At 68.4% G+C, this 26,365-nt stretch carries 19 protein-coding genes, 1 tRNA gene, 1 pseudogene and 1 riboswitch; of the genes and pseudogenes, 8 read left to right on the top strand and 13 right to left on the bottom strand.

Annotated features, from left to right (window positions below):
- Positions 1 to 23 precede the first annotated feature (23 nt).
- From ASF31_RS07325 to ASF31_RS07340, 4 genes are all read right to left on the bottom strand, one after another.
- On the bottom strand, positions 24 to 461 hold the full coding sequence (locus ASF31_RS07325) for an Hsp20 family protein (RefSeq protein WP_055754033.1): 438 nt from the start codon (positions 459 to 461) through the stop codon (positions 24 to 26).
- Positions 462 to 576: 115 nt separating this feature from the next.
- On the bottom strand, positions 577 to 1,890 hold the full coding sequence (locus tag ASF31_RS07330) for an ammonium transporter (protein WP_055754034.1): 1,314 nt from the start codon (positions 1,888 to 1,890) through the stop codon (positions 577 to 579).
- A 29-nt stretch (positions 1,891 to 1,919) separates the two neighbouring features.
- Entirely contained in the window at positions 1,920 to 6,431 is a 4,512-nt protein-coding gene (gene gltB / locus ASF31_RS07335; protein ID WP_055754035.1) for a glutamate synthase large subunit, read from the bottom strand.
- Entirely contained in the window at positions 6,428 to 7,855 is a 1,428-nt protein-coding gene (locus ASF31_RS07340) for an NAD(P)-dependent oxidoreductase (RefSeq protein ID WP_055754036.1), read from the bottom strand. The genes gltB and ASF31_RS07340 overlap by 4 nt, the downstream gene beginning before the upstream one ends.
- Before the next feature lie 232 nt (positions 7,856 to 8,087).
- Between ASF31_RS07340 and ASF31_RS07345 the strand changes: the two genes are divergently transcribed.
- Entirely contained in the window at positions 8,088 to 10,502 is a 2,415-nt protein-coding gene (locus ASF31_RS07345) for a membrane-bound PQQ-dependent dehydrogenase, glucose/quinate/shikimate family (protein WP_055754037.1), read from the top strand.
- Positions 10,503 to 10,554: 52 nt separating this feature from the next.
- Here the strand turns inward: ASF31_RS07345 and ASF31_RS07350 are convergent, their stop codons facing one another.
- From ASF31_RS07350 to proB, 4 genes are read right to left on the bottom strand one after another with little or no spacing between them, the layout of a single operon-like run.
- The gene (locus tag ASF31_RS07350; protein ID WP_055754038.1) at positions 10,555 to 10,890 is read right to left on the bottom strand and encodes a type II toxin-antitoxin system PemK/MazF family toxin; all 336 of its coding nucleotides are present in this window, start codon (positions 10,888 to 10,890) and stop codon (positions 10,555 to 10,557) included.
- The gene (locus ASF31_RS07355; RefSeq protein WP_055754039.1) at positions 10,877 to 11,092 is read right to left on the bottom strand and encodes an AbrB/MazE/SpoVT family DNA-binding domain-containing protein; all 216 of its coding nucleotides are present in this window, start codon (positions 11,090 to 11,092) and stop codon (positions 10,877 to 10,879) included. Before ASF31_RS07355 ends, ASF31_RS07350 begins: the two co-directional genes overlap by 14 nt.
- A gap of 42 nt (positions 11,093 to 11,134) precedes the next feature.
- Entirely contained in the window at positions 11,135 to 12,397 is a 1,263-nt protein-coding gene (locus ASF31_RS07360; RefSeq protein ID WP_055754040.1) for a glutamate-5-semialdehyde dehydrogenase, read from the bottom strand.
- A complete protein-coding gene (gene proB, locus ASF31_RS07365) occupies positions 12,394 to 13,551 on the bottom strand; it encodes a glutamate 5-kinase (RefSeq protein ID WP_055754041.1) in 1,158 nt (385 codons plus the stop codon). Before proB ends, ASF31_RS07360 begins: the two co-directional genes overlap by 4 nt.
- 67 nt (positions 13,552 to 13,618) lie before the next feature.
- On the opposite strand from proB, the gene ASF31_RS07370 reads away from it, so the two are divergent.
- From ASF31_RS07370 to ASF31_RS14730, 4 genes are all read left to right on the top strand, one after another.
- Positions 13,619 to 14,398 carry a ZIP family metal transporter gene (locus ASF31_RS07370; protein WP_045809883.1) on the top strand — a complete coding sequence of 260 codons (780 nt, stop codon included), beginning with the start codon at positions 13,619 to 13,621 and terminating at the stop codon, positions 14,396 to 14,398.
- Positions 14,399 to 14,628: 230 nt separating this feature from the next.
- Positions 14,629 to 16,866, top strand: coding sequence for a glycoside hydrolase family 3 N-terminal domain-containing protein (locus ASF31_RS07375; protein WP_055754042.1), 2,238 nt, complete (start codon positions 14,629 to 14,631; stop codon positions 16,864 to 16,866).
- A gap of 97 nt (positions 16,867 to 16,963) precedes the next feature.
- A complete protein-coding gene (gene carA / locus ASF31_RS07380) occupies positions 16,964 to 18,124 on the top strand; it encodes a glutamine-hydrolyzing carbamoyl-phosphate synthase small subunit (protein ID WP_055754043.1) in 1,161 nt (386 codons plus the stop codon).
- 4 nt (positions 18,125 to 18,128) lie between these two features.
- Complete coding sequence (locus ASF31_RS14730) at positions 18,129 to 19,073, top strand: hypothetical protein (RefSeq protein WP_235551278.1); 945 nt, start codon at positions 18,129 to 18,131, stop codon at positions 19,071 to 19,073.
- A gap of 10 nt (positions 19,074 to 19,083) precedes the next feature.
- Here the strand turns inward: ASF31_RS14730 and galE are convergent.
- The 5 genes and pseudogenes from galE to ASF31_RS07405 form a co-directional block, all read right to left on the bottom strand.
- Positions 19,084 to 20,073, bottom strand: a pseudogene (gene galE, locus ASF31_RS07385) (UDP-glucose 4-epimerase GalE); the annotation flags it as partial.
- 78 nt (positions 20,074 to 20,151) lie between these two features.
- On the bottom strand, positions 20,152 to 20,418 hold the full coding sequence (locus ASF31_RS07390) for a hypothetical protein (protein WP_055754045.1): 267 nt from the start codon (positions 20,416 to 20,418) through the stop codon (positions 20,152 to 20,154).
- A gap of 216 nt (positions 20,419 to 20,634) precedes the next feature.
- Positions 20,635 to 20,709: transfer RNA gene (locus ASF31_RS07395), tRNA-Glu, on the bottom strand.
- A gap of 54 nt (positions 20,710 to 20,763) precedes the next feature.
- The gene (gene metB / locus ASF31_RS07400) at positions 20,764 to 21,945 is read right to left on the bottom strand and encodes a cystathionine gamma-synthase (RefSeq protein ID WP_055754046.1); all 1,182 of its coding nucleotides are present in this window, start codon (positions 21,943 to 21,945) and stop codon (positions 20,764 to 20,766) included.
- Complete coding sequence (locus ASF31_RS07405) at positions 21,942 to 22,994, bottom strand: homoserine O-succinyltransferase (RefSeq protein WP_055754047.1); 1,053 nt, start codon at positions 22,992 to 22,994, stop codon at positions 21,942 to 21,944. The genes metB and ASF31_RS07405 overlap by 4 nt, the downstream gene beginning before the upstream one ends.
- Positions 22,995 to 23,069: 75 nt before the next feature.
- A riboswitch (SAM riboswitch) is annotated at positions 23,070 to 23,186 on the bottom strand.
- A gap of 188 nt (positions 23,187 to 23,374) precedes the next feature.
- On the opposite strand from ASF31_RS07405, the gene ASF31_RS14635 reads away from it, so the two are divergent.
- The 3 genes from ASF31_RS14635 to thrB all read left to right on the top strand — a co-directional run bounded on the left by ASF31_RS14635 (position 23,375) and on the right by thrB (position 26,318).
- Positions 23,375 to 23,515 (top strand): hypothetical protein, encoded by a 141-nt coding sequence (locus ASF31_RS14635; RefSeq protein ID WP_017505697.1) that lies wholly within the window; start codon positions 23,375 to 23,377, stop codon positions 23,513 to 23,515.
- 102 nt (positions 23,516 to 23,617) lie between these two features.
- Positions 23,618 to 25,369: a Gfo/Idh/MocA family oxidoreductase gene (locus tag ASF31_RS07410; RefSeq protein ID WP_055754048.1), complete on the top strand. Its 1,752-nt coding sequence runs from the start codon at positions 23,618 to 23,620 to the stop codon at positions 25,367 to 25,369.
- Between the two features lie 4 nt (positions 25,370 to 25,373).
- Complete coding sequence (gene thrB / locus ASF31_RS07415; RefSeq protein ID WP_055754049.1) at positions 25,374 to 26,318, top strand: homoserine kinase; 945 nt, start codon at positions 25,374 to 25,376, stop codon at positions 26,316 to 26,318.
- Positions 26,319 to 26,365 lie beyond the last annotated feature (47 nt).

A 26,365-nucleotide genomic window follows, 5' to 3' on the forward strand; every position in this document is an offset into this window, starting at 1 on the left:
GGCGGTTCGAATGGCTGTGGCTTTCAGCCGGCCGTGATGGGCCCAGACGTAATGGGAATGCGTCGCACCTGGCGCTCGGCCTCGGGCCGGATCAGATCGACGTGGAGCAGGCCGTGCTCCAGCCGGGCGCCCTCGACTTCCAGCCCGTCGGCCAGGACGAAGTTGCGAACGAAGCCACGCGCCGCGATGCCGCGGTGCAGAAAGGCCTGTTCACCCCTGCCGGCGTCGTCGCGTTTGCCGGCGATGGTCAGTTGGCGGCCGTCCAAAGTTATGGCCAGTTCTTCGGGCGCGAACCCAGCGACGGCCAGGCTGATGCGGACGCCCGCATCGCCGATCTGTTCGACATTGTAGGGCGGATAGCTTTCGGCCGCGGCCTTGGCGGCGCGGTCGATCAGGGCGCGGGTGTGGTCGAAGCCCAGCAGGAACGGGCTGTCGAACAGGATGGTGCGCGTCGTCGTCATCTGGGGTCCTTGCGTCAGCGACCGAGCGGTCGGTCTCCCGCAATCGGCAAGACCGTCCGTCACAGATGAAGATGGGGGCTGGCGAGGGCGGGATCAACCGGCAGCCCCTGTGGGGTCAGTGGATGGCCTCGCCGTGCTGGGTATAGTCCAGCCCCTCGACCTCTTCGTCCTTGGTGACGCGCAGGCCCGTGGTGAACTTGCAGATCATCAGGACGACGAAGGTGCCGGCCGCGCTCCAGACGATGACGCCGACCAGGCCGACGGCCTGTTTCCACACGGTCGCCCCCTCCGACAGGGCGTTGACGGTCGTGGTGGCGAAGACGCCGGTCAGCAGGGCGCCGACGATGCCGCCGACGCCGTGCACGCCGAAGGCATCCAAGCTGTCATCGTATTTCAGCGCGTGCTTCAACCAGACCGCGCCCGCATAGCAGGCCGGACCGCCGATCAGGCCGATGAAGAAGGCGCCCTTGGGATCGACGAAGCCGGCAGCGGGGGTGATGGCGACCAAGCCCCCGACGACGCCGGACAACAGGCCCAGCAAGGTCGGGCGCTTGCGATCGAACCATTCGATGGTCATCCAGCCGAGCGCTGCGGCTCCGGCGGCCAGAATGGTGTTGAAGGCGGCGGTGGCGGCCAAGGCATCCGCAGCGCCCGCCGAACCGGCGTTGAAGCCCAGCCAGCCAACCAGCAGCAGGCCGGTGCCGATGGCGCTGTAGACCAGGTTGGCGGGGGCCATGTTGTCGCGCCCGAAGCCGTGACGCGGCCCCAGCACCAGGGCGCAGACCAGGCCGGCGATCCCGGCGTTGACGTGGACGACCGCCCCGCCCGCAAAGTCGAGCACGCCCAGACCGCCAAGATAGCCGCCGCCCCAGACCTGATGACAGATCGGCGCATAGACGATCAGGTGCCACAGGCCAAAGAACAGCAGGCTGGCCGAGAACTTCATCCGCTCGGCGAAGGCGCCGGCGATGAGGGCCGGGGTGATGATGGCGAAGGTCATCTGGAAGGCGACGAACAGCAGTTCGGGCAGGCCCGGCAGCAGGCTGTGGGCCGTCTGGGCCGTGACGCCGTTCAGGAAGGCGGCCTGCACGCCGCCGATGAAGCCGTTGATCGCGTCCGGTCCCTTGCCGAACGACAGGCTGTAGCCGACCAGGAACCACAGGACCGAGACGATGGCGAAGGCGGCCGTCGACTGGGCGACGACGCTGATGATGTTCTTCTTCCTGACCATGCCGCCGTAGAACAGGGCCAGACCGGGCAGGGTCATCAGCAGCACCAGCGCCGTCGAGGTCAGGATCCAGGCGGTCGCCGCCGTATTGATGACCAGCGGCGCCTGATGCGCCAGCAGGGCCGGGGCCGCCAGGGCCGGTGAGGCGAAGGCCGCCGCCCCGGCGACGAGCGTGACGGCGAGGGCGGCGGATCGGGTCATGGTGGCTTTCTAAGGCAGGCGGTTCGGTGTCAGGCGGAGGTCTTCAGGCGTTCCGTGCGGGCGACGATGTCGGTCAGGGGCACGATGCGGACGAAGCGTTTCAGGCTGTTGTCCCAATCCGCCAGCAGACGCCGCGCCAGAGGCGAGGCCGTCGCGGCCAGATGGGCCTCGATCAGGCCCTTCAGTCGATCGGCCGCCTGTGCGTCGATGTCGGTCACGCCCGCCAGGTCGCCGTTCAGGGCGCGCTCGGCATGGCCCGGCTTGTCCAGCACGAACAGCTCGCCGCCGCTCATGCCCGCCGCCAGGTTCCAGCCGACCGAGCCCAGGACGACCACGCGCCCGCCGGTCATATATTCGCAGCCGTGCGCGCCCAGACCCTCGACCACGGCCTCGGCGCCGGAGTTTCTGACCGCAAACCGCTCGCCCGCCGCGCCGGCGACGAACAGACGGCCGGAGGTCGCGCCATACAGGGTGGTGTTGCCGCAGATCAACTGATCCTCGCGCCATTCGGGCGTGCGGATTGAGATTTCGGCGCCCGACAGCCCTTTGCCGACGTAGTCGTTGGCCTCGCCCGTCAGGTGCAGTTCCAGACCCTTGGCCGCAAAGGCGCCGAAGCTCTGACCTGCGATGCCTTCCAGACGCAGCTTCAGACGGCCCGCCGGACCTTGCGCGCCGAAGCGGCGCACGATGGCCGAGGACAGGGCCGCGCCGACCGTGCGCTGGGTGTTGTTCAGCGGATAGGACAGCTCCAGCGTCTGGCCGCGATCCAGGAAGCGCACGGCGTCCTTCAGCACGGCGGTGTCCAGGCTGTCGGCGATGGGCTTGCGCGTCGTCTTGTCGGCCCATTTGCCGGCCGCGCCCTCGTCCACCTGAACCAGCAGCGGGTTCAGGTCCAGGTCGTCCAGGTGCGAGCCGCCGCGACGGACCTGACGCAGCAGATCGGTGCGGCCGATGATCTCGTCCATCGTGCGCGCGCCGATGGAGGCCAGGATCTCGCGCGTCTCCTCGGCGATGAAGGTGAACAGGTTCACCACCTTGTCGGGCGTGCCGGTGAACTTGTCGCGCAGCCGCTCGTCCTGGGAGCAGACGCCGACGGGACAGGTGTTGGAATGGCACTGGCGCACCATCAGACAGCCCATGGCGATCAGGGCGGCAGTGCCGACGCCGTATTCCTCGGCCCCCAGCATGGCGGCGATGACCACGTCGCGGCCTGTGCGGACCCCGCCGTCGGTCCTCAGCGTGACCGAGCCGCGCAGATTGTTCAGCGTCAGCACCTGATGGGCCTCGGCCAGTCCGATTTCCCACGGCAGGCCGGCGTGCTTGATCGAGGTCTGGGGCGAGGCGCCGGTGCCGCCGTTGTGGCCGGCGATCAGGATGGCGTCGGCGTTGGCCTTGGCCACGCCCGAGGCGATGGCGCCGATGCCCGAGGCGGACACCAGTTTCACCGTCACCCGCGCATCGGGGTTGATGGCCTTCAGGTCGTAGATGAGCTGAGCCAGATCCTCGATCGAATAGATGTCGTGGTGCGGGGGCGGCGAGATCAGGGTCGTGCCGGGCACGGCGTGGCGCATCCGGGCGATGAACTCGGTGACCTTGAAGCCGGGCAACTGCCCGCCCTCGCCGGGCTTGGCGCCTTGCGCGACCTTGATCTCGATCTCGCGGCACTGGTTTAGATATTCGGCCGTGACGCCGAACCGGCCCGAGGCCACCTGCTTCACCGCCGAGTTGGCGTCGTCGCCGTTCGCACGCGGGTGATAGCGTTCGGGATCCTCGCCGCCCTCGCCCGAGACCGAGCGGGCGCCGATGCGGTTCATGGCGATGTTCAGCGTCTCGTGCGCCTCGGGGCTAAGCGCGCCAAGCGACATGGCCTGGGTCAGGAAGCGACGACGGATGTCCGACACGCTCTCGACCTGGTTCAGCGGGATGGGCGTGCCTTCGCGGAAGTCCAGGAGGTCGCGCAGGGACAGGTCGGCCTGGGCGCGGACGACTTCGGAGAACTGCTTGAAGCGGCGGTAGTCGCCCCGGTTGCAGGCGTCCTGCAGCAGGTGGATGGTCTTGGCCTCGTGGGCGTGGGCTTCGCCGCCCGAACGGATCTTGAAGAAGCCGCCGATGGCTGGGGAAGGGACAGCCTCGCCCCAGGCGATGCGGTGCCGCTTCATCGCCGCCTGCTCCAGACCGGCCAGGCCGATGCCGGAGATGCGCGACGGGGCGCCGGGGAAGAACTCGGCGGTCAGGGCGCGCGACAGGCCCAGCACCTCGAACTCGCAGCCGCCGCGATAGGCGGAGATGACGCTGATCCCCTTGCGGGCCAGGGTCTTCAGCAGGCCCGCCTCGATGCCGGCCTTGTAGTTCAAGCAGGCGTCGCGCAGCGTCAAGCCGGGATACAGGCCCCGGTCAAGACGCTCCTGGAAGAGGTCCTGGGCGAGCCAGGCGTTGACGGTGGTGGCGCCGACCCCGACCAGGACGGCGAACCCGTGCGGGTCCAGCGTTTCGGCGGTGCGGACCACGATCGAGCAGTAAGAGCGTAGACCCGCCTTGGTCAGGCGGCCGTGAACCCCGGCGGTGGCCAGGATCATCGGCGCGGCCAGGCGATCCGCCGAGCCGGCCTGGTCGGTCAGCACGATCAAGGCGGCGCCGTCGCGGGCGGCGGCCTCGGCCTCGTCCATGATGCGGTCCAGGGCGGCGCGCAAGGCCACGCCCGGACGGGCCTCGTCCGAGGGAACGTCATAGCTGCAGTCGATGACCACGGTGGAGCCGGCGCCGACCGTGTCGATCATCCGCTCGTACATGCCGTTGGTCAGGACGGGACTGTCCAGCACGAAGACGTCGGTCTGGGCCTCTTCCTCGGCCAGGATGTTGCCCAGGTTCTTGAACCGTGTCTTCAGGCTCATGGCGCCCGCTTCGCGCAGCGGGTCGATCGGCGGGTTGGTGACCTGGCTGAAGTTCTGGCGGAAGTAATGCGACAGCGGGCGGGGCAGGGCCGACAGCACCGCGGGCGGGGCGTCGTCGCCCATGGAGCCGACCGCCTCCTTGCCGTCACGCACCAAGGCGTCCAGCAGCAGGTCCAGATCCTCGCGGCTGTATCCGGCGGCGATCTGACGACGGGTCAGGGCCTCGCCCGAGGCCGAGCGCGGCTCGGGTCCGGGGCCGATGATCGGCTCCAGATCCACCATATTGTCCAGCCACTCGGTATAGGGGTGGGCGGCGGACAGGGCGTCGATGGCCTCATGCTCGTCATAGACGCGGCCGTGCTTCATATCGACGGCGATCAGCTTGCCGGGGCCGATGTGCAGGCGGCGCTTCACCCGGCTTTCGGGGATGGGCACCAGGCCCGCTTCGGAGCCGGCCATTAGCAGACCATCGACCGTCTCGACGGCGCGCAGGGGACGCAGGCCGTTGCGGTCCTTGCCCGCCACGATCCATCGGCCGTCGGCGGCGCAGATGGCGGCCGGGCCGTCCCACGGCTCCATCACCGCGTTGCAATAGGCGTAGAAGGCCCGGTGTTCGGCGGGCATGACCACGTCGTCCTTGGCCCAGGCCTCGGGGATCAGCAGGGCCTTGGCCATCGGCGCAGGGCGACCGGCGTGGACCAGCACCTCCATGACATTGTCCAGGGCCGCAGAGTCCGACCCGCCCGGCTGAACCACCGGCTTCACCTCGCGGTCGCGGTCGCCGAAGGCCTGTGCGGCCATGCGGATTTCGTGCGACTTCATCCAGTTGAGGTTGCCCTTCAGCGTGTTGATCTCGCCGTTGTGGGCCATCATGCGGAAGGGCTGGGCCAGCTTCCATTCGGGGAAGGTGTTGGTCGAATAGCGCTGGTGGAAGACCGCGTAGGCCGAGACGAAGCGCGGGTCTTCCAGGTCGGGATACAGGTCGCCCAGCAACTCGGCCCGCACCATCCCCTTGTAGGCGATGGAGCGCGCGGACAGGGTGCAGATATAGACGCCGGCCAGGTTCTCGGTCTTGACCGTCTTTTCGATGCGGCGGCGGCACAGATACAGTTCGCGCTCCAGCGCCTCGCCGTCCAGCGGTTGGCCCGCGTCGTCCAGCGGCGGGGCCAGCATGATCTGCTCGATCTCGGGCCGGGTCGCGCCGGCCTTGGTCCCGACGACCGACAGGTCGATCGGCGTCTGACGCCAGCCATAGATCCAGAAGCCGGCGCGCAGGGCCTCGGTCTCGACGATGGCGCGGGCGCGGTCCTGGGCGCCCAGGTCGGTGCGCGGCAGGAAGACCTGACCGACGCAGATGGGCCCAGGACGCAGGGACTGACCGATCGAGGCTACCTGTTCGGCGAAGAAGCCCTGGGGCAGTTCGGCCATGATGCCGGCCCCGTCGCCCGATAGGCCGTCAGGATCGACCGCGCCGCGGTGGGCCACGGCCTTCAGGCTGCGGATCGCATATTCGACCACGTCGCGGCGCGGCGTGCCGTCGATGGAGCAGACCAGGCCGACGCCGCAGGCGTCGCGCTCCGAGGCGCGGTCATAGGCGTTGCCGGCTTCCAGCCGGTCACGGGTTTGTTCGTATTTGTTCAGCCAGGTCATGCCGCGACCTCCTCGGTGCGGGTCTTGAAGTAGCGGTCGATCTCGGCGGCGGCGTCCTGGCCTTCGCGGACGGCCCAGACGACGAGCGAGGCGCCGCGCACGGCGTCGCCGGCGGCGAAGATGCCGGGCAGGCTGGTGGCGAAGCTGACCGAACCCACCTTGATGGTGCCGTCGTCGCGTAGGCGCAAATTGGCCTCATGCGCCGCGAACGGCTCGGGCGAGAAGCCCAGGGCCTCTATGACGATGTCGGCCGGCACGTCGAAGTCGGCGCCGGGAACCGGCACGATGTCGCGACGCTGGCCCGGAGCGGCCTCGGTCAGCTGCATGCGGGCGGCGCGCACGCCCGTGACCTGGTCGCCTTGCGACAGCAGGGCCTTGGGTGCGGCCAGCCATTCGAAGACGACGCCTTCTTCCTCGGCGTTGACGACTTCGCGGGCCGAGCCCGGCATGTTCTCGCGATCACGACGATACAGGCAGGTGACGCTGGCTGCGCCTTGCCGGACGGCGGTGCGGACGCAGTCCATCGCGGTGTCGCCGCCGCCGATGACGACGACCCGCTTGCCGCGCGCCTCGTGCCAGCCGTCCTGTTCGGCGTCGCCCAGGTCGCGCCGGTTCTGATGGGTCAGATAGGACAGGGCGGCGACGGTCGAATCCGGCCCGCGACCGGGAGCGGACAGGATGCGCGGCTGATAGACGCCCATAGCCAGCAGGACGACGTCGTGGCGGTCGCGCAGCTCGGTTAGGGTTACGTCCTTGCCGACCTCGCAGCCCAGAACGAACTGGACGCCGCCGTCGATCAGGCGATCCACGCGGCGCTGCACGACATGCTTTTCCAGCTTGAAGCCAGGGATGCCATAGATCAGCAGCCCGCCGGCGCGGTCGTGGCGGTCATAGATCGTGACCTGATAGCCCTCGCAGCGCAGGCGGTCGGCGGCAGCCAGACCGGCCGGACCGGCGCCGACGATGCCGACCGTTTCGCCGCGTTCGGCCGCCGGGCGAATGGGTTCGACCCAGCCGTTGGCGAAGGCCTGGTCGCCCAGCCAGGCCTCGACCGAGCCGATGGTCACGGCGTCCCAGCCGGACTGGTTCAATGTGCACGACCCTTCGCACAGCCGGTCCTGCGGGCAGATGCGGCCGCAGATTTCGGGCATGGTCGAGGTCAGGGACGCGACGCGCCAGGCCTCGCGCGGCTCGTTCTCGGCCGACAGGCGCAGCCAGTCGGGAATGTTGTTCTGAAGCGGGCAGGCGTTCTGGCAGAAGGGCACGCCGCAGTCGGTGCAGCGCGACGCCTGTTTCTCGGCCGTCTCCGTGGACGGCGGAATCGTGATCTCGCCGAAACCGCGCGCGCGCAGTTCGGCCGAGGCCTTGGACAGGCGGCGGGGTTCGACAACGAATGTCCCGCCTTGCTTCAGGGTCTTATGCATATCTCGCATATGCCGCAAACGACGCGTTAGAGGCAAATATTATTGCCGCGAGGCGTTCTCAGCAAAACAAAAAGAATAAATCATCCAATCGGACGCGTTTCATCGTCAAAAGTTGCTGATGGTGGCCGTTTGCGCCGCAACAGGATTTTGTTCCAGGGGTGCGACAATAGGAACCGGCGCGGTCTCGAGGCGTTCGAAGGACTGATTTCAGCAGACCACAGAGAGTGCGCCCATGCCCCGATGGACAACCCCGACCGGCCTTGGGGGATGGCTGACGTTGCTGCTCGGGTTCCTGCTGGCCGTGATCGGTCTGGTGCTGACGGTCGGCGGCGTGCAGCTCGCGATGCTGGGCGGCTCCTGGTATTATCTGATTGCAGGCCTGGCGCTGATCGTGTCGGGCCTTCTGCTTGTCTGGCGCGATGTTCGTGGAGCCTGGCTCTATGGCGCGGTCTTCGTCGCCACGCTTATCTGGGCGCTGTGGGAGAAGGGCCTGAACGGCTGGGCCATGATTCCGCGCCTGGTCGGGCCGCTGGTGCTGATGTTCCTGGTGCTGGCGACCCTGCCGGTGTTGCGGTCGCGCGGCGGCGGCAAGACGGCGGGCTTCGGCGCGCTTGGGCTGGCGGTGCTGACGGTCGTGTTCGGCCTGGTGGTCGGTCAGATCAACGCGCCCGGCGTCGATAGCCCGGTGCCCGGCGCGCGGGGACCGTTCGGCGATCCCGCCCTGATCAAGGCCGGCCTGGACTGGCCCGCCTATGGCGGATCGGACGCGGCCCAGCGCTATTCGCCGCTGAACCAGATCAACAAGACCAACGTCGGCCAGTTGGAGCGCGCCTGGACCTTCCGCACCGGCGACCTGCCCGGCGAACGGTTCGGCGCCGAGACCACGCCGCTGAAGATCGCCGACACCGTCTATCTCTGCTCGGGTCGCAACAAGATGTTCGCCCTGGACGCCAACACCGGCCGGCAGAAATGGGCCTATGATCCCAAGGTGGCGGACGAACAAATCCCCTACACCGCCGCCTGCCGGGGCGTGACCTATTACGCCGCGCCCAACGTCGATCAGGCCCAGCCCTGCGCGACGCGCATCATCGAAGGCACGCTGGACGGCCGCATCATCGCAGTCGATGCGCGCACCGGCGTGCCTTGCCCCGCCTTCGGAACCAACGGCGCCGTCAGCATCAAGGAAGGGATGGGCAATCCCTATCCCGGCATGGTTTCGATCACATCGCCGCCAGTGGTCGTGCGCGGCGTCATCGTGACGGGCCATCAGGTTCTGGACGGCCAGAAACGCTGGAACGCCTCGGGTGTGATCCAGGGCTATGACATCATCACGGGCCAACTGCGCTTCGCCTGGGACATGATGCGTCCCGACATCACCACCGCCCCGCCGGCCGGTCAGACCTACACGCCGGGCACGCCGAACATGTGGACGACGGCGACGGGCGACGAAGCCCTGGGCTTGGTCTATCTGCCGTTGGGCAACTCGGCCGCCGACTACTATTCGTCGCTGCGCCGGCCCCAGGAAAACCAGTATTCCAGCGCCCTGGTCGCGCTGGACGTCACGACGGGCAAGCCGCGCTGGAGCTATCAGACCGTCCGCCGCGACGTTTGGGACTATGACCTGGGTTCGCAGGTTACGCTGGTCGACATGCCGACCGCAGGGGGCGTGACGCCTGCGGTGATCCTGCCATCCAAGCGCGGCGAAATCTTCGTGCTGGATCGCCGCACGGGCCAGCCCCTGCACGGCGTTCAGGATCGTCCGGCCCCGCGCGGCGGCGTCGAACCGGCCCAGCGCGCGGCGACCCAGCCCTATTCGCTGTTCAACACCCTGGCCAAGCCTGACCTGCGCGAAGTCGACATGTGGGGCATGTCGCCGATCGATCAGATGATCTGCCGCATCCAGTTCAAGAAGGCGTCGTATCAGGGCCAGTTCACACCCCCGACCGCCGACCGTCGCTTCATCGAATATCCGGGCTACAACGGCGGTTCCGACTGGGGCAGCGTGGCGCTGGATCCGCGTCGCGGCGTGATCATCGCCAACTATAACGACATGCCCAACTACAATCGTCTGGTGCCGCGAGCCGAGGCGAACAAGTTGGGCTGGTTCCCCCGTGACGACCCTCGCTATCAGGCCGAGACGAACGGCGAGGGCGCCAAGGCCGAGGGCGCGGGCGATCCGCAGATGGGCGTGCCCTATGCGATCGACGTCAATGCCGGCTGGCGGATGCCCTTCACCGGCCTGCTGTGCAAGGAGCCTCCGTACGGCGGCATCCGGGCCATCGACGTGCAAAGCGGCAAGACCCTGTGGGACCGTCCGTTCGGCACGGCCCGCAAAAACGGCCCGTTCGGCATCCCCTCGATGCTGCCGCTGGAGATCGGCACGCCGAACAACGGCGGATCGGTGGTCACGGCGGGCGGTCTGATCTTCATCGCCGCAGCGACCGACGACCTGATCCGCGCCATCGACATCGAGACGGGCAAGACCGTCTGGTCCGACGTCCTGCCCGCCGGCGGCCAGGCGAACCCGATGATCTACGAACAGAACGGCCGCCAGTATCTGGTGATCGTCGCCGCCGGCCATCACTTCATGGAAACGCCGGAGGGCGATTACGTAATCGCTTATGCTTTGCCCAAGCGCAAAGCGTAAGCTCTCTCGCTGGGCCTATCGCGCTTCGCGCTGCTTGAGGCCGAACTGAACGTCAAAGGCTGGCGCGGATGGTATCCATCGTCCGCGCCAGCCGCTCTTCGTCGATGCGACCAAGGCGCGTCGCGACGGCGGCGTCGATCGTGGCGATCTTGGTTGGCCGGATGACAGACGGCGCGGGCAGGCCGGCGTCGGCATAGGTGTCGCCGAATGGCACATCGTCAGCCCACGGTCGGTTATCGGCGCTTGTGATCATCACGACCCACAAAAGCCGGTCGCCGTCGCCCAGCAGCCCATCGGAAACGACCAGGGCCGGGCGATGCTGACGGGTGCTGCGGTCGGTATAGGGAAAAGGGACGCGGACAACGTCGCCGCGCTCAAAGTCCGGCATAGGCCTTGTGGTCCGCGTCGCCGTCCCATTCATCGAACGCCGCAAACGGATCTTCCGCAGGCGCACGTCGGGCCTTGCGCATGATCACCCGATCGCCGTCCAGATCGTATTGCAGTTCGTCGCCGTCCTGCAGGCTGAGCGCGGCGCGCACGGCCTGAGGGATGGTCGTTTGGGCCTTGGATGTCAGGCGGCTCTTGATCATCCGATGAAGGTAAGGAATTTCCTTACCGACGGCAAGTCGGGCTCAGGGCCTGACCTGCCCCTGGCCGCGCACGACGTATTTGTAGGTGGTCAGCTGTTCCGCGCCGACCGGCCCCCGTGCGTGGAGGCGGTTGGTAGAGATGCCGATTTCGCCGCCGAAGCCGAACTCGCCGCCGTCGGCGTACTGGGTCGAGGCGTTGATCAGGACGATGGCGCTGTCGACCTTCGACGCGAACCTTTCGGCGGCCTCGGCGTCAGTGGTGACGATAGCCTCGGTGTGGCCCGAGCCGTAGCGGGCGATGTGGTCGGTCGCGGCGTCCAGGTCCTGGACGACGTGGACTGAGAGGATCGGGGCCAGATATTCGGTGGTCCAGTCGGCCTCGGTCGCGGGCGTCATGGCGGGGACTAAGGCGCGGGCGTCGGCGTCGCCGCGCAGTTCGCAGCCGGCGGCGATCAGGTCGGCGGCGACGGGGGGCAGCAGGCGCTGGGCCGCCGCCCGGTCCACCAGCAGGGTCTCGGTGGCGCCGCAGACCGAGACGCGGCGCATCTTGGCGTTCAGGACGATGGCGCGGGCGGTCTCAAGATCGGCGGCCTGGTGCAGATAGGTGTGGTTCAGTCCCTCCAGATGGCTGAGCACGGCCGTTCGCGCCTCGGCCTGAACGCGGGCGACCAGGCTCTTGCCGCCGCGCGGGACGATGACGTCGATAGCGCCGTTCAGCCCGGTCAGCATCAGGCCAACCGCCTCACGGTCGGGGGTGTCGACCAGTTGCACCGCATCGGCGGGCAGGACGGCCTCAGCCAGGGCTTCGGCGATCAGGGCGGCGATAGCCAGGGACGATTGCAGACAGTCCGAACCGCAGCGCAGGATGGCGGCATTGCCCGAGCGGATGCACAGGGCGGCGGCGTCGGCGGTGACGTTCGGGCGGCTCTCGTAGATGACGCCCAGCACGCCGATCGGGGTGCGGACGCGGGCGATGTCCAGGCCGTTGGCGGGGGTCCAGCGTTCGGTCTCGACGCCCAGAGGATCGGGCACGGCGGCGATGGTCGCCACCGCCTCGGCGATGCCGGCGATGCGGGCGGGGCTCAGCGACAGCCGGTCGATCAGGGCCTCGGTCATGCCGTTCGCGCGGGCGGACTCGACATCGCGAGCGTTGGCGGCGAGGAGGGCGGGTTCGGCGGCCGTCAGTTTTGCAGACAGGATTTCCAGTGCGCGGGTGCGGGCGGCGGCCGGGGCTTCGCGCAAGAGCATGGCGGCGGCGCGCGCGCGCCGGCCCAAGTCGAGCATTCGGGTCTTCAGGTCGGTCATCGGTCGTCCAGCACCATGTCGTCGCGGTGGATCAGGACCGAGGCCCCGCGATAGCCCAGCAGGGTCTCGATCTCGTCCGAGCGGCGGCCGCGAAGGCGGGCAGCCTCGTCGGCGGCGTAGGCGGCCAGCCCCACCCCGACGGCGCGACCGTCCGGGTCGATCAGGCGCACGCAGTCACCCTTTTCGAAAGCGCCGGAGACGCCCGTGACCCCGGCGGGCAGCAGGCTCTTGCCCGCCTTCAGCGCCGCGACTGCCCCGGCGTCCAGCGTCAGGACCCCCGTCGGCGACAGGCTGCCGGCGATCCACTGTTTATAGGCGGCCATCGGCCCGTCGGGGGCCGCGATAAGGGTGGCGCGGGCGCCGTCGCGGATGGCGCTGAGCGGCGACAGGGTCTGGCCCGAGGCGATGATGGTGGCGCAACCCGCCGAGCGCGCGATCTGGGCCGCCGCCAGCTTGGTCGCCATGCCGCCGGTCCCCACGCCCGCATCGGCGTTGGCGCCCCCGCCCATGGCCAGGATGTCGGGGCTAAGCGTCTCGATAAAGGGCAGGTGGGCGGCGTCCGGATCGCGGCGCGGGTCGGCGGTGTAGATGCCGTGCACGTCCGACAGCAGGATCAGCAGGTCCGCTCGCGCCAGCTGGGCCGTGCGCGCCGCCAGCCGGTCGTTGTCGCCGTAACGGATTTCCTCGGTCGCCACCGTGTCGTTCTCGTTGACGATGGGGATGACGCCGTGGGTCAACAGGGCCTCGACGGTCGCGCGGGCGTTCAGCCATCGCCGACGGCGTTCGGTGTCGTCGCGCGTCAGCAGCACCTGGCCCGCGATCAGGCCGTGCGGGTCCAGAGCCCCTGACCAGGCCGCCATCAGCAGCGACTGTCCGACCGAAGCCGCCGCCTGCTTGTCCTCCAGCCGTGCGCCCAGCGCGGGCAACCGGCCCCGGCCTAGGGCGATCGAGCCGGACGAGACGACGATGACCTCGCGCCCCTCGGTCTTCAGCGCCGCCAGATCCGAGGCGACGGCGGCCAGCCAGTCGCGCGTCGGCTGGCGCGTGGCCGCGTCGATCAGCAGGGAAGATCCGATCTTGACCACGACCCGCCGAGCGGCGCTCAGCGCCGACGCAGCGTTCGGGCCGACGGGAAGGGCGGCGCGCTGGGACATGAAGCCTTCTCTAACGCCACGGTTCGGGCTTGTCTCTTGCCGTGTCTCGCCGCAATGCAGACGAATGATGGAATCCCTTTCCCCCATCGCCGCAGGCGGTCTGGGCAGTCTGGCGGCGGGCATGATGACGGCGGTGGGCGCCGTACCGCTGCTGTTCTTCCGCAAGGCGGGGGTGCAGACCCAGAGCGCGCTGCTCGGTTTCGCCGCCGGGGTCATGCTGGCGGCCTCCTTCTTCTCGCTGATCATTCCCGGCGTGGACGTGCTGCAGGCGGGCGGGGCCAGCCAGGCGGCGGCGGCCGGCGTCATGGGGGCGGCGGTGCTGATCGGGGCGACGGTGATCGGCCTGATGAACCGGTTCGCGCCGGTGGACATGCTGGCCATCGGCCCGGCGGGATCGCGCGACCTGTCGCGGCGTATCTGGCTGTTCATCATCGCCATCACCCTGCACAACTTCCCCGAGGGGGCGGCGGTGGGCGTCAGCTTCGGCGGCGGCGACATGCACCAGGGCCTGTCCACGGCGCTCGGCATCGGCATCCAGAACATGCCCGAGGGGCTGGCCGTGTCGGCGGCGATGGCGACCCTGGGATACGGTCGCTGGCCGGCCTTCGCGGCAGCCTTGGCTTCGGGCCTGGTCGAGCCGGTCGGCGGGCTGATCGGGGCCAGCGTGGTCGATCTCTTGCCCGGCGCCCTGCCGTGGGGGCTGGGCCTGGCGGCCGGAGCCATGATCTATGTCGTCACCGCCGAGATCATTCCCGAGACCCGCGAGAAGTCAAAGGGGGAGGGGTCCATGATCGGCCTGATGATCGGCCTGGTCGGAATGATGTTCCTGGACATCGCCCTGGGATGATGGCGGCGAAACGCGGCGTGACCGCGCAGCGGGGCGTTACATCGATTTACATGGCAGGCGGGGGTTGAAGCCGTCGGGGCCGAGAGGCTAGGCCTCTCGCTTCGCTGCTCGATTGTCCCCCGAAAGGAGCGCCAGCCTAAATGACGCGACCTCTCAAGCCTGCGGCTTCCCGTAGAAATTTCTTGTCTGGCCTGGGGCTTTTGGCCCTGATGGGCGCCGGAGTGTTCCCCATGCCTGTTTCCGCCCAAGCGTCCCGCACCGTCGCCCGTCACCGCCAGAAGATCGAGGATCTGATCGCGGCCATGACGGTCGAGGAGAAGGCGGGCCAGCTGAACCTGCTGGCCGATCCGTTCCGCTGGATGCCGACAGCGGTGAACCCGCTGGACGGCACGGGCGATCCCGCGCGCGTGACGGCCCTGATCCGCGAAGGCAAGGTCGGCAGCCTGTTCAACGGCATCGGCGCCGAGGCGGGCCGTCGCATCCAGCGCGTGGCGATGGAGGAGAGCCGGCTGAAGATCCCGCTGCTGTTCGCGGCGGACGTGATCCACGGCCTGTCGACAATCTTCCCGGTGCCTCTGGCCGAGGCGGCGGCCTTCGACACCGAACTGGCCCGGCGCACGGCGCGGGCCGCGGCGGTCGAGACGGCGGCGTCGGCGGTTCACCAGACCTACGCCCCCATGGTGGACGTGGCGCGCGACCAGCGTTGGGGCCGCAACGTCGAGGGCGCGGGCGAGGACGTTCTGCTGAACAACCTGCTCGCCGCCGCCCGCGTGCGCGGCTTCCAGGGCGAAAAGGGTCTGGACGACCGTGACGCGGTCCTGGCCACCGCCAAACACATGGCCGCCTATTCCGCCGCCGTGGGCGGGGTCGAATACAACACCACCGACATGAGCGAGCAGACGCTGCGCGGGGTTTTCCTGCCGCCGTTCAAGGCCTCGGTGGACGCCGGCGCCCTGTCGATCATGAGCGCGTTCAACGACGTCAACGGCGTGCCGGCGTCGGGCAGCCGCAAGCTGCTGACCGACATCCTGCGCGGCGAATGGGGCTTCGAGGGCTTCGTCGTCTCCGACTACACTTCCGAGCAGGAGCTTGTGGCCCACGGCTTCGCCGAGGACGGCCGCGACGCCGCCCGTCTGGCCTTCAACGCCGGGGTCGATGTGTCGATGGTGTCGGGCCTGTATCTGGAACATCTTCCCAGCCTGGTCGCGTCGGGCGAAGTGTCGATGGCGCGGCTGGACGAGGCTGTGCGCCGCGTCCTGAACACCAAGGCGGCCCTGGGCCTGTTCGACGACCCCTACCGCGGCACCGATCCGGTGCGTGAAAAGGTGGTGGTCGGGTCGCGCGAACACGTCGAACTGTCGCGCGAGGCGGGCCGCAAGTCGGTCGTGCTGCTGAAGAATGATAACGGCCTGCTGCCGCTGAAGAAGAGCCAGAAGATCGCCCTGGTCGGCCCGTTCGCCGACGACGTGGACAATGTCTGGGGGCCGTGGACCATCTGGGGCGCGCCCGAGCGACGTGTTTCGCTGGAGGCGGGCTTCCGCGCGGCCATGAGCGATCCGCAGAACCTGACCCTCGCACGCGGCTCGGGCGTTGAGACGCCGCTGGACGGCGGGATCGAGCAGGCTATCGCCGCCGCCCGCGACGCCGAGGTCATCGTCCTGGCCATCGGCGAGGCGACCAATATGTCGGGCGAGGCCCAGTCGCGCACCGAGATCGTGGTGCCCGCGCCGCAGGTCGCCCTGGTCGACGCCATGGCGGCGCTGGGCAAGCCCATGGTCATCCTGCTGAGGAACGGCCGGGCGCTTGCGCTGGAAGGCAATGTGAAGAACGCCCAGGCCATCGTCGTGACCTGGTTCCTGGGCGAACAGATGGGCCACGCCGTCGCCGACGTCCTGTTCGGCGATCACGGCCCGTCGGCGCGCCTGCCGGTCAGCTTCCCGCACAAGTCGGGCCAGCAGCCCTATTCCTACGACCGCAAGACCACCGGCCGCCCGGCCAATCCCGATCTGGCGAGCGAGGAATACAAGGCCCGCTATCGCGAGACGACGAATACGGCGCTTTATCCCTTCGGCTATGGCCTGACCTATGGCGCGATCAGCTATGGGCCGGTCGAGATGGAGAGCGACAAGCTGACCTGGGCCGGCACGCTGGATCTGGCCGTGACCGTGACCAACACCGGGTCGCATCCGGCCGAGGAGCTGGTGCAGCTCTACATCCACGACCGGGTCGCCAGCCTGACCCAGCCGGGCCGATTGCTGAAGGACTTCAAGCGTGTGTCGGTGAAGCCGGGCCAGAGCACGAAGGTGACCTTCACCCTGAACGCCCGCCAACTGGGCTTCATCGGCGCGGACGAGACCTGGCGCATCGAGCCCGGTCTGTTCGACGTCTGGCTGGCGCCGCACGCCCAGGGCGGAGCCAAGGCGACGTTCCAGCTGATCGGTCCGGCGTCCATCACCGACGGGCGGTGACGCGCGCCACGTTGACGGGGCAGGCGGCAGGGCTTAACGACGCCGCCGTTTGCCTTCGGCCTTCGTATCGGCCGGATTCGATTTTAGGAGCGCGCCCATGACGACGAAGATTCTTCCGGGCGCCACCGGCGTTCTCGCGCTCGCGGACGGCACGATCCTGCAGGGCATCGGCGTGGGCGCCGTCGGCTCGGCCTTGGGCGAGGTGGTCTTCAACACCGCCATGACCGGCTATCAGGAAATCCTGACCGACCCGTCCTACATGAGCCAGATCCTGGCCTTCACCTTCCCGCACGTCGGCAATGTGGGGACCAATGTCGAAGACATCGAGCAGATGGGCGGCGGGTCCGACACCTCAGCGCGCGGCGCCATCTTCCGCGACGTTCCGACCGATCCGGGCAACTATCGCTCGGACGCCAGTTTCGACGACTGGATGAAGCGGCGCGGCGTCGTGGGTCTGGCCGGGGTGGACACCCGCGCCCTGACCAAGATCATCCGCGACAAGGGCGCGCCCCACGCCGTCATCGCGCACGACCCGGATGGAAATTTCGACCTGGAGGCCCTGGTCGCCCAGGCCAGGGGCTGGACCGGGCTGGTCGGTCTGGACCTGGCCAAGCCGGCATCGACGCTGCAGGCGTTCGAATGGAACGAGGGTCTATGGGACTGGCCGGAGGGTCACCCCAAGACCGAAGGCCGCAAGGACGTGGTCGTCATCGACTATGGTGTGAAGCGCAACATCCTGCGCGCCCTGGCCTCGACCGGCGCGCGCATCACGGTGGTCCCGGCGACGACGACGGCGGAGGAAGTTCTGGCCCGCAATCCCGACGGCGTGGTCCTGTCGAACGGTCCGGGCGATCCGGCCGCCACGGGCGAATACGCCGTGCCTGAAATCCAGAAGCTGGTCGCCAGCGGCAAACCGTTGATGGGCATCTGCCTGGGCCACCAGATGCTGGCCCTGGCCCTGGGCGCCAAGACGGTGAAGATGGATCAGGGCCACCACGGCGCCAACCATCCGGTCAAGGATCTGACCACCGGCAAGGTCGAGATCGTGTCGATGAACCACGGCTTCACCGTCGATCGCGACAGCCTGCCGGACGCCGTGACCGAGACCCACGTCAGCCTGTTCGACGGCACCAACTGCGGCATCGCGGTCAAGGACAAACCGATCTTCAGCGTCCAGCACCACCCCGAGGCCTCGCCCGGGCCGACCGACAGCCTGTATCTGTTCGACCGGTTCGCCGATCTGATGGGCGACCGCTGACGCCATGAAACAGGGCGCGGTTCGGTCGGACTATCTGGACTGGCTGGCCGAGGCGTTCGAGGTCGCTCGCCGGTTTACGCCCTTGCCGGACGGCGATGTCGTCGTCGGCTACGCCACAGGTTATGACGCGGCCGACATCGCGCCCTTCGTCCTGTCGCTGCGGGCCGTGTTCGAGGGTCCTGTGGCCCTGGTGGTCGACGCCGAACCGGCTTTGCGCGCCTTTTTAACCCAGCATCGGGTGACCGCCGTCGATGCGCCGGTCTGGCGCGGATGGGCGCCGCATCCGGTGATGCAGCGGTTCGTGGCCTTCGCCGGTTTGCTGGGCGAGCGGCCCGGCGCGGCCCTGGCCTGCGACGTGCGCGACGTGATCTTTCAGGCGCCGCCTTTCGATCCGGCGCCCAAGGGCCTTGAGGCCTATATCGAGGCCGAGACGCCGCTGGCCGATCACGCCTTCAATATGAAGTATCTGCGCGCCCTGTTCGGCGAGGCGCAGGCGCGGCTGCTGGCTGACAAGGCCTGTCTGTGCGTCGGGACCATCGTCGGGCCGCGCGCCGACGTGTCGCGCCTGTCCCGACTGATCCTGTCGCTGGCGGCGACGCCGCGATCCGAGATCGGCGGGGCGTTCGGCGCCGATCAGGCGGCCTTCAACATGGCGATCCATCAGGGTCTGACGGCGATGACCGTGCGCCCCAACTATGGTCGCGTGGCGACCCTGGGCCTGACGCCCGGCGAGACCCTGAGGTTCGAAGGCGGCAAGGTCGTCAATCCCGACGCCAGCGTCAGCCCCATCGTCCATCAGCATGATCGTCATCCGCATCTTGAAGCGCCTGTCCACGCGCTGTGGGGTGGCGGGCTGGAACTGCGTCGGCGGGTAAGGCCCAAGTCGGCGGGGCAGAAGTTCGAAAAGCTGACAGCCTCGCTGCGCCGCCGGATGCCCGAACTGCGCTGAGCCGGCTGTGCCAGGCCCAGGCGCTGGCGACGATGGAAGGCAGGTCCGACTGGCGTGGCGCAAAGCCCAGCGCGTGACGCGCCAGGGTGATGTCCGACACAAGATGCGGCGGGTCGCCCGCGCGGCGCGCTCCAGCCACGTCGGGCAGACGAAGACCGCTGTGGTTCGTGATCGCGTTCAGCACCTGCCGCACCGAATGGCCCTGGCCGGCGCCCAGATTACAGGCGAAGAAGCCGCGTCGGTCGCCGAGCAACTGGGTCAGGGCGGCGAGGTGGCCCAGAGCTAGGTCGCAGACGTGGACATAGTCGCGCACCGCTGTGCCGTCGGGCGTGGGATAGTCGGTCCCATGAACGGCGAAGTCGTCGATTTGGCCGCGCAAGGCCATCATCGCGCGTGGGATCAGATGGGTCTCGACCGGCCGATCTTCGCCGATCAGGCCTGACGCCGAGGCGCCGCTGGCGTTGAAATAACGCAGCGCGATGATGTTCAGCCCATGCGCGGCGCTGGCGTCCGACAGGATCTGCTCGCAGCTTAGTTTGGAGCGGCCATACGGGGTGACGGGGGCCAGCGGCGTCGCCTCGGTGATCGGATTTTCGCCGGGATCGCCATAGACCGCGCAGGTGCTGGAAAAGACGAGCCGGTTCACACCCGCTTCCCGCATCCCGCCCAGCAGGCCGAACAGACCGCCGACATTGTTGCGGTAGTAGTCCAGCGGCGTGCGCACCGATTCAGGGACCACGGACGAGCCGGCGAAATGCATGACGGCGCGGATGTCGTGGGCGACCAGGGTGTGGCGCACCTTGTCTGCATCCCAGACATCGCCCTCGACCAGCGGTCCCCAGCGCACGAACCGGCGCCGGCCGGTCGACAGATTGTCATAGGTGACGGGCCGATAGCCGGCGGCCGCAAGGGCCTCGCACACATGGGCGCCGATATAGCCCGCGCCGCCCGTGACCAGGATCGCCTTCGCAGATGTCAGCGCCGATCCGTCTTCGCCCATCCGCTCTTGTCGGATACCAAGGGTCGGTAAATCAACCCCAAATCACCTGCGTGTGTATTCAGGGATGTGCGGCGACTGTCAGGGGATCGGCGAGAAACTGCGCTCTTCGCGCAGGGCGCTGGCTTTCCGGACGGCGATCGGTGCGGCATGCAGCCAGTAGTCGGCGTCTTCGAGACGCTGCTCTCTGCGGCGCTCCAAGCCGCGCAGGCGGCGCAGGGCGGCGTTCTGGAGAAGACGCGCATGCAGGGCGCGGGGCGACAGTTCGGCGATGGCGGGAGAGCCGGGGACGGCGACGGCGTCGGGGCCTTTGGGCTCCACCGCCGAGCGGGCGATGGCGATGAACATGAGGATCTCGGTGCAGGAGGGAGAGGCGCTTCTGCGCCGAGCTAACGATGGGTTAACCACAGTCCCTGTGGATAGTTCCTGACTGCGTCCGAAAAAAGTCCGTGAATCGAAAGACTTACTGCCCGTTTCTAGACAAAATAGTTACCGAAATCTTAATCCGGGGTCGGGGCGTTCGCTCGACGATCGTCGGGAAGGGCGCTGCAAAGGCGTCGCCGGTGGCAGTCCCTAGGGGAGTCGAACCCCTCTTTTCAGGTTGAAAACCTGACGTCCTAACCGATAGACGAAGGGACCGCGGCCGGGGCGGCGCATTTGCCCCGGTTCGGCCCCTCCTGCAAGCAAAAAAAGTTACGCCGCTTCCGCCTTCGCCGGGACGAGGGCGTCCAGCGCCGGGAACAGGTCGGCGATCAGATCCTCGACATGCTCCAGACCCACCGACAGGCGCACCAGGCCGTCGCCGATGCCGGCCGTCGCGCGCTGTTCCGGCGTCATGGCGGCGTGGGTCATGGTGGCGGGGTGGGCGATCAGGCTTTCCACGCCGCCCAGCGATTCCGCCAGGGTGAAGATCTCCAGCGTCTCCACCAGATCGCGCACGGCGTCCGTGCCGCCCTGCAGTTCGAAGCTGAGCATGGCGCCGGGGCCGGCCTGCTGGGCCGCAACCAGGGCGTGATTGGGGTGGGACTTCAGGCCCGGATAGTGGACGGCCTTGACCGCCGGGTGGGCGGCCAGCTTTTCGGCGATCTTGCCGGCCGTAGCCTGTTGTCGCTCGATGCGCGCGAACAGGGTGCGCACGCCGCGCAGGGTCAGATAGGCGTCGAAGGGCGAGCCGGTCACGCCGGTGCAGTTGGCCCACCAGGCCAGGGTCTGGTGATCCTCGGCGTCGGCCGAGATGACGGCGCCGCCGACCACGTCCGAATGGCCGTTGATGAATTTGGTGGTCGAGTGGACGACGAAGTCGGCGCCCAGCTTGATCGGGTTCTGAAGAGCGGGCGACAGGAAGGTGTTATCGCACACGACCTTGGCGCCCGCCGCGTGGGCGCGGGTGCAGATGTCAGCGACGTCGACCAGACGCAGCAGCGGGTTGGACGGGGTCTCGACCAGAACCAGTTTCGGCTTCAGGGCCAGGGCGGCCTCGAAGGCGACGGGATCGCCCTGATCGATCAGCAACAGTTCGAAATGCCCCTTTCGGGCGCGGGCGTTCAGCAGGCGACAGGTGCCGCCGTAACAGTCGTGCGGCGCGATCAGCAGGTCGCCCGGCTCCAACAGGGTCAGGGGCAGATCGACCGCCGCCATGCCGGTTGCGGTGATGACGCAGCCGGCGCCGCCCTCCAGCTCGGTCAGGGTCTCGGCCAGCACGTCGCGGGTCGGATTGCCCGAACGGCTGTAGTCGTACTTCCGCTTCTGATCGAAGCCGGCGAAGGAATAGTTGGACGACAGATACAGCGGCGGCATGACCGCGCCATGGGCCGTGTCCGTATCCACGCCCGTGCGGGCGGCGATGGTGTGCGGATTGGCGGGGCGGGCGGTCATGATTTGATATCCTTCAAGGCGGCGCGGAGGATGTCGCCGACGAAGGCGTCCTCCTTCAGAAAGGCGTCGTGGCCATATAGGGAGGGCGCTTCGACGAAGCGCCATAGGGTCGGCAACCGCGCGGCCAGTTCGCGGATGTCGTCGATCGGCACCAGCCGGTCGGAGGTGAAGCCGATCAGGGTGACGGGGGTCGTGATGGCCTCAGGCGTCACGCTGTGGCGGTCCAGGGAATCGGACATCGACAGCCAGCGGGCCGGGGTGGTGTGGGTGCGATACGCCTGGCCCCGCGCCGTCAGATAGTCGCAGACGGGATAGGCGCCGCCGACAGCCGTGGGCGCGGTGGTGTCGAAGCGGTCGTCGAATTCCTCGGCCGTCCGATAGGTGGTCATGGCCAGTTCGCGGGCCAGGGCAACGCCTTCCTCGGGACGGCCGGCGGCGACGGCGAACTGCAGGATGCGGCGCTGGATGCCGCGCCAGGCGGTGGCCTGGGGGTGGGCGCGGTGGGCGGCCGACACGATGATCAACTGCTCGGCCCAGTCGGGGAACAGTTCGGCTAAGGCCAGGCCGACCATGCCGCCATAGGAACAGCCGACGAAGGCGGCGACGCGCTCGATCTTCAGATGGTTCAGCACCAGGGCCAGCAGGCGGGCCTGATCCTGGGTGGTGATGGTGACGGGCGCATCCAGGAACTCGGCGCCGGGGACGAAATCGACGGCCAGGACCTGAAGACGGCTCAAGTCGATGGGCCCGCGCACCGATACGGCGCCGGACCACCAGCCCAGGCCGTTGGTCTCCGTCCGGTGGACGAAGCGCCCGGCCGAGATGCCGCCGGCGACCACGACGACGGGGGCGCCGATCCGGCCATGCAGGCGGCCGATGATATTGGGCTGGTTCAGCTTTTCGCCCGAGGCGAGGCGGAAGTCGGTGGGAATGGGAACGATGACGTCGCGGGCGCCGCCGCGCTCACGCGTCGGTTCGCGGACAGGGGTAAGGGCTGTCGCGCGGCGACAGTCGGGGTCTTCGAGCAGGGTGGTTTCGGCCAGGGTCATCGTCGTTCCGCATCGTTCTCGCTCAGCAAGTCTCGATGCGGTGACAGAGCGTGGAGCGTCGTCTCGTCGATGCTCCACTCATCTCTCGCGACCCCGAAGGACCCCGCAGGAGTTGGCACCGTTTCGAGCTGTGAGACCCGATGGTTGCCCCAGCGTCAAAGGGCCTAATCCCTCGGCTGGTCTTGATGAGTGACTTTACGTTGGTGATCGAGGCGGCGCCGGTCAAGCGAAAAATTCAACCTCATTGGTGGCATGGGTCGACTCGATGGGGGTGAAAACGCACAATAAGCGCCTTGTCGTGAAAAAATCATCCAATGCGACTTGACAAGGTCAGGGTCGTCCGATCACCCTAGGCCCAGATTTCAACCGGACCTTGCCCTGTGCAACAGCGCTCGCTCATCGCCGAAGTTTCGACCGTCGCTGGCCTCGCCGCGACGCGTTTCGGCATGATCCTCGGCGGCACGATTATCGGCGGTACCACCGGCACCACCACCATGCCCGAACGGGCGGGACGAGTTTAGCGCGCCGAACCCCGGCAACCGCAGAACCCGAACCCCGCCCGGTCCGCCAGGCGGGGTTTTTCTTGTCACCCCACCCCATCCCGACCTTTCCCGAGAACCCCGATGTCCGCGCAACTCGCCGTCGTAGAAAAATCCGAAAGCCTCGACCCCAGCAGTCAGCCTTCACCCGACTTGGTTGGGCCCGAGGTGGTGGTGCTGAAGTTCGGCTCGTCCATACTGCGCAGCCCGGCCGAAGCGCCGCTGGTCGCCTCGGCCGTCTATGGCCATGTGCGGGCGGGCCGAAAGGTCGTGGCGGTGGTCTCGGCCTTCGGCGGGGCGACGGACCGGCTGCTGGGCGAGGCGAGGGCGCTGGGCCTGGCCCATTCCAACGACCTGCTGCCGGGCTATGTGGCCCTGGGCGAGGAAAAGTCGGCGGCCCTGGTCGCCATCGCCTGCGACCGGATCGGGCTGGACGCCTGCGCCCTGTCGGTGCGGGAGCTGGGCATCGTGGCGGAGGGCGAGCCGGAGCATTCGCGCCCCTGCGGCCTGCGCCCCGACCATCTGAAACAGGCGCTGGATCGGCACGAGGTGGTGGTGGTGCCCGGGTTCGGCGCGGTGCGGCCGGACGGCAAGGTGGCCCTGCTGGGACGGGGCGGATCGGACCTGACGGCGGTGTTCCTCGCGGCCGAGCTGGGGTTGAAGAAGGTGCGGCTGGTCAAGGACGTGGACGGCCTTTACGACCACGACCCCAACGACAAAACGGCTCCGGCCCTGCGCTATCGCCGCGCCTCCTGGGATGTGGCGCGCAAGCTGGGCGGCGCGCTTGTCCAGCATGACGCCATCGACCTGGGCGAAAGCCGCGGAGTCGAGATTGAGGTGGCGGCCCTGGACCGCGCCGACGGCACGGTTATCGGCGACCGGTCGGCGCCGCCTGGTCCCGCGCCCGCCCTGCCGCCGCTGAAGGTCGCGGTCGCCGGATGCGGCGTCGTGGGCGGCGGCGTGCTGGGCAAACTGCTCGACGATCCCCGCTATGAGGTCGTGGGCGTGCTGGTGCGCAACCCGAAAAAGGCCCGCGACGTGGACTGTCCGGCTTCGTTGTTCACCTCCAACCCGGCGGACCTGTGGGCCAAGAAGCCCGACATCGTGCTGGAGGCCCTGTCGGAGGGCGAGGCGGGCCATGCGGTGATCCGCGCCGCGCTCGAGGCCGGCTGCGATGTCGCCAGCGCCAACAAACAGGCGGTCAGCCGCGATCCGGGCGGGCTGCAAGAACTGGCGAAAGCCAACGGACGGCGCATCTTCTGGTCGGCCTCGGTCGGCGGCGGATCGCCGATGATCGAGACGGTCCGCGCGGCCCGCGCAGCCGGCGAGGTGGTCGGTTTCGAGGCGGTGCTGAACGGCACAGTCAACTTCATGCTGGAGCGGCTGGGCGACGGGGCGGCCTTCAACGAAGCCCTGGCTGACGCCCGCGCGGCTGGCTTTGCGGAGGAGGACCCGTCCTCGGATCTGGAAGGTCTGGATGCGGCGGCCAAGGTGCGGCTGCTGTGCCACGAGGCTTTCGGCCGTTCGCCCGACGGCGACGTGCCGCGCGACCACCTGACCGAGGCGACCTCGGCCGCAGGCGGCGTGCGCCAGATCGGCGCCGCCCATCTGAAGGACGGGGTGATCCGCCCGTCGGTGTCGCTGAACGCCGACCATGGCGATCCGCTGTTCTCGACCCTGCGCGGCGAGGGCAATGCGTTGAAGGTCTACGGCGCCGACGGGCGCGTCTGGCGCTGCCGGGGCCGGGGCGCCGGGCGTTGGGCCACGACCGAGAGCATCATGGCGGACCTGGCCGAGATCGTGCGTGCACGGCGCGCCGATGCGGGCCTAAACTAAGCCCATGGCCGTTTTCACCCCCGTTTCCATCGCCGACGCCAAGGCGTTCCTGGCCGGCTACGACATCGGCGAGGTGGTCGAACTGACGGCCATCGCCGAGGGGGTGGAGAATACCAACTATCGACTGGACACGACGCAGGGCCGGTTTGTGCTGACCCTGTTCGAGGGGCGGACGGACGAGGCCTCGCTGCCCTTCTGCCTAGGGCTGACGGCCCATCTGGCGGCGCGCGGCTTCCCTTGCCCGACGCCGATCGAGGACCGGACGGGCGGCTGGCTCGGGCGGTTGAACGGCCGGGCGGTGGCGGTGATCGAATGGAAGACCGGGGCCTGGCTGCGCACGCCGTCATCGGCCGATCAGGCGGCGGCGGGGGCGGTGCTGGCGCGACTTCATCTGATCGCGGCTGACTTCGACCTGAGACGGGACAATCCGGTCGGACCGGCCGTGTGGCGTCGGCTGGCCGATCGCTGCGCCCAAGCGGCCTCGGGCGAGGATCGACGGCTGCTGGATCAGGTGAACGCCTCGTTGGCGCGGTTGGGCGATCCCTTTACGGACGACCTGCCGGGCGGGGCGATCCATGCGGACTATTTCCCCGACAATGTGCTGTTCGAGGACGACGCCGTTTCGGCGGTGATCGACTTCTATTTCGGCTGCAGCGGCGCCTTCGCCTATGACTTGGCCATCGCTCTTTCCGCCTGGGGTTTCGACGCCGAGGGGCGACCCATGCCGGACGCCTTGGCGGCCTTCCGGCGCGGCTATGAATCCGTGCGGCCGCTCAGCGCCGCCGAGCGCGAGGCCTTGCCGCGTCTGGGCGAAGCGGCGGCGCTGCGGTTCACCGTGACGCGGCTGCATGACCGCATTTTTCACGATCCCGCCAATCTGGTGACGCCCAAGGATCCAGCGGTCTTCCTGCGTCGGATGGACCACTGGCGCGCGACCGAACCGGCCTGAGGCGCCTGCGCGGCTTCGTCGCTGGAACCGAAAGCTTGGCCGGGATT

This window comes from Brevundimonas sp. Leaf280 (assembly GCF_001422455.1).
Taxonomy (GTDB): Bacteria; Pseudomonadota; Alphaproteobacteria; order Caulobacterales; family Caulobacteraceae; genus Brevundimonas.

Coding starts and splice junctions, on each gene's coding strand:
- ASF31_RS14730 (WP_235551278.1), top strand. CDS start 18,129: ATGAAACAGGGCGCGGTTCGGTCGGACTATCTGGACTGGCTGGCCGAG.
- ASF31_RS07355 (WP_055754039.1), bottom strand. CDS start 11,092: ATGATCAAGAGCCGCCTGACATCCAAGGCCCAAACGACCATCCCTCAG.
- ASF31_RS07330 (WP_055754034.1), bottom strand. CDS start 1,890: ATGACCCGATCCGCCGCCCTCGCCGTCACGCTCGTCGCCGGGGCGGCG.
- carA (WP_055754043.1), top strand. CDS start 16,964: ATGACGACGAAGATTCTTCCGGGCGCCACCGGCGTTCTCGCGCTCGCG.
- ASF31_RS07370 (WP_045809883.1), top strand. CDS start 13,619: ATGGAATCCCTTTCCCCCATCGCCGCAGGCGGTCTGGGCAGTCTGGCG.
- gltB (WP_055754035.1), bottom strand. CDS start 6,431: ATGACCTGGCTGAACAAATACGAACAAACCCGTGACCGGCTGGAAGCC.
- ASF31_RS07390 (WP_055754045.1), bottom strand. CDS start 20,418: ATGTTCATCGCCATCGCCCGCTCGGCGGTGGAGCCCAAAGGCCCCGAC.
- ASF31_RS07345 (WP_055754037.1), top strand. CDS start 8,088: ATGCCCCGATGGACAACCCCGACCGGCCTTGGGGGATGGCTGACGTTG.
- ASF31_RS07410 (WP_055754048.1), top strand. CDS start 23,618: ATGTCCGCGCAACTCGCCGTCGTAGAAAAATCCGAAAGCCTCGACCCC.
- ASF31_RS07375 (WP_055754042.1), top strand. CDS start 14,629: ATGCCTGTTTCCGCCCAAGCGTCCCGCACCGTCGCCCGTCACCGCCAG.
- ASF31_RS07350 (WP_055754038.1), bottom strand. CDS start 10,890: ATGCCGGACTTTGAGCGCGGCGACGTTGTCCGCGTCCCTTTTCCCTAT.
- ASF31_RS07405 (WP_055754047.1), bottom strand. CDS start 22,994: ATGACCCTGGCCGAAACCACCCTGCTCGAAGACCCCGACTGTCGCCGC.
- proB (WP_055754041.1), bottom strand. CDS start 13,551: ATGTCCCAGCGCGCCGCCCTTCCCGTCGGCCCGAACGCTGCGTCGGCG.
- ASF31_RS07340 (WP_055754036.1), bottom strand. CDS start 7,855: ATGCATAAGACCCTGAAGCAAGGCGGGACATTCGTTGTCGAACCCCGC.
- ASF31_RS07325 (WP_055754033.1), bottom strand. CDS start 461: ATGACGACGACGCGCACCATCCTGTTCGACAGCCCGTTCCTGCTGGGC.
- thrB (WP_055754049.1), top strand. CDS start 25,374: ATGGCCGTTTTCACCCCCGTTTCCATCGCCGACGCCAAGGCGTTCCTG.
- ASF31_RS07360 (WP_055754040.1), bottom strand. CDS start 12,397: ATGACCGACCTGAAGACCCGAATGCTCGACTTGGGCCGGCGCGCGCGC.
- metB (WP_055754046.1), bottom strand. CDS start 21,945: ATGACCGCCCGCCCCGCCAATCCGCACACCATCGCCGCCCGCACGGGC.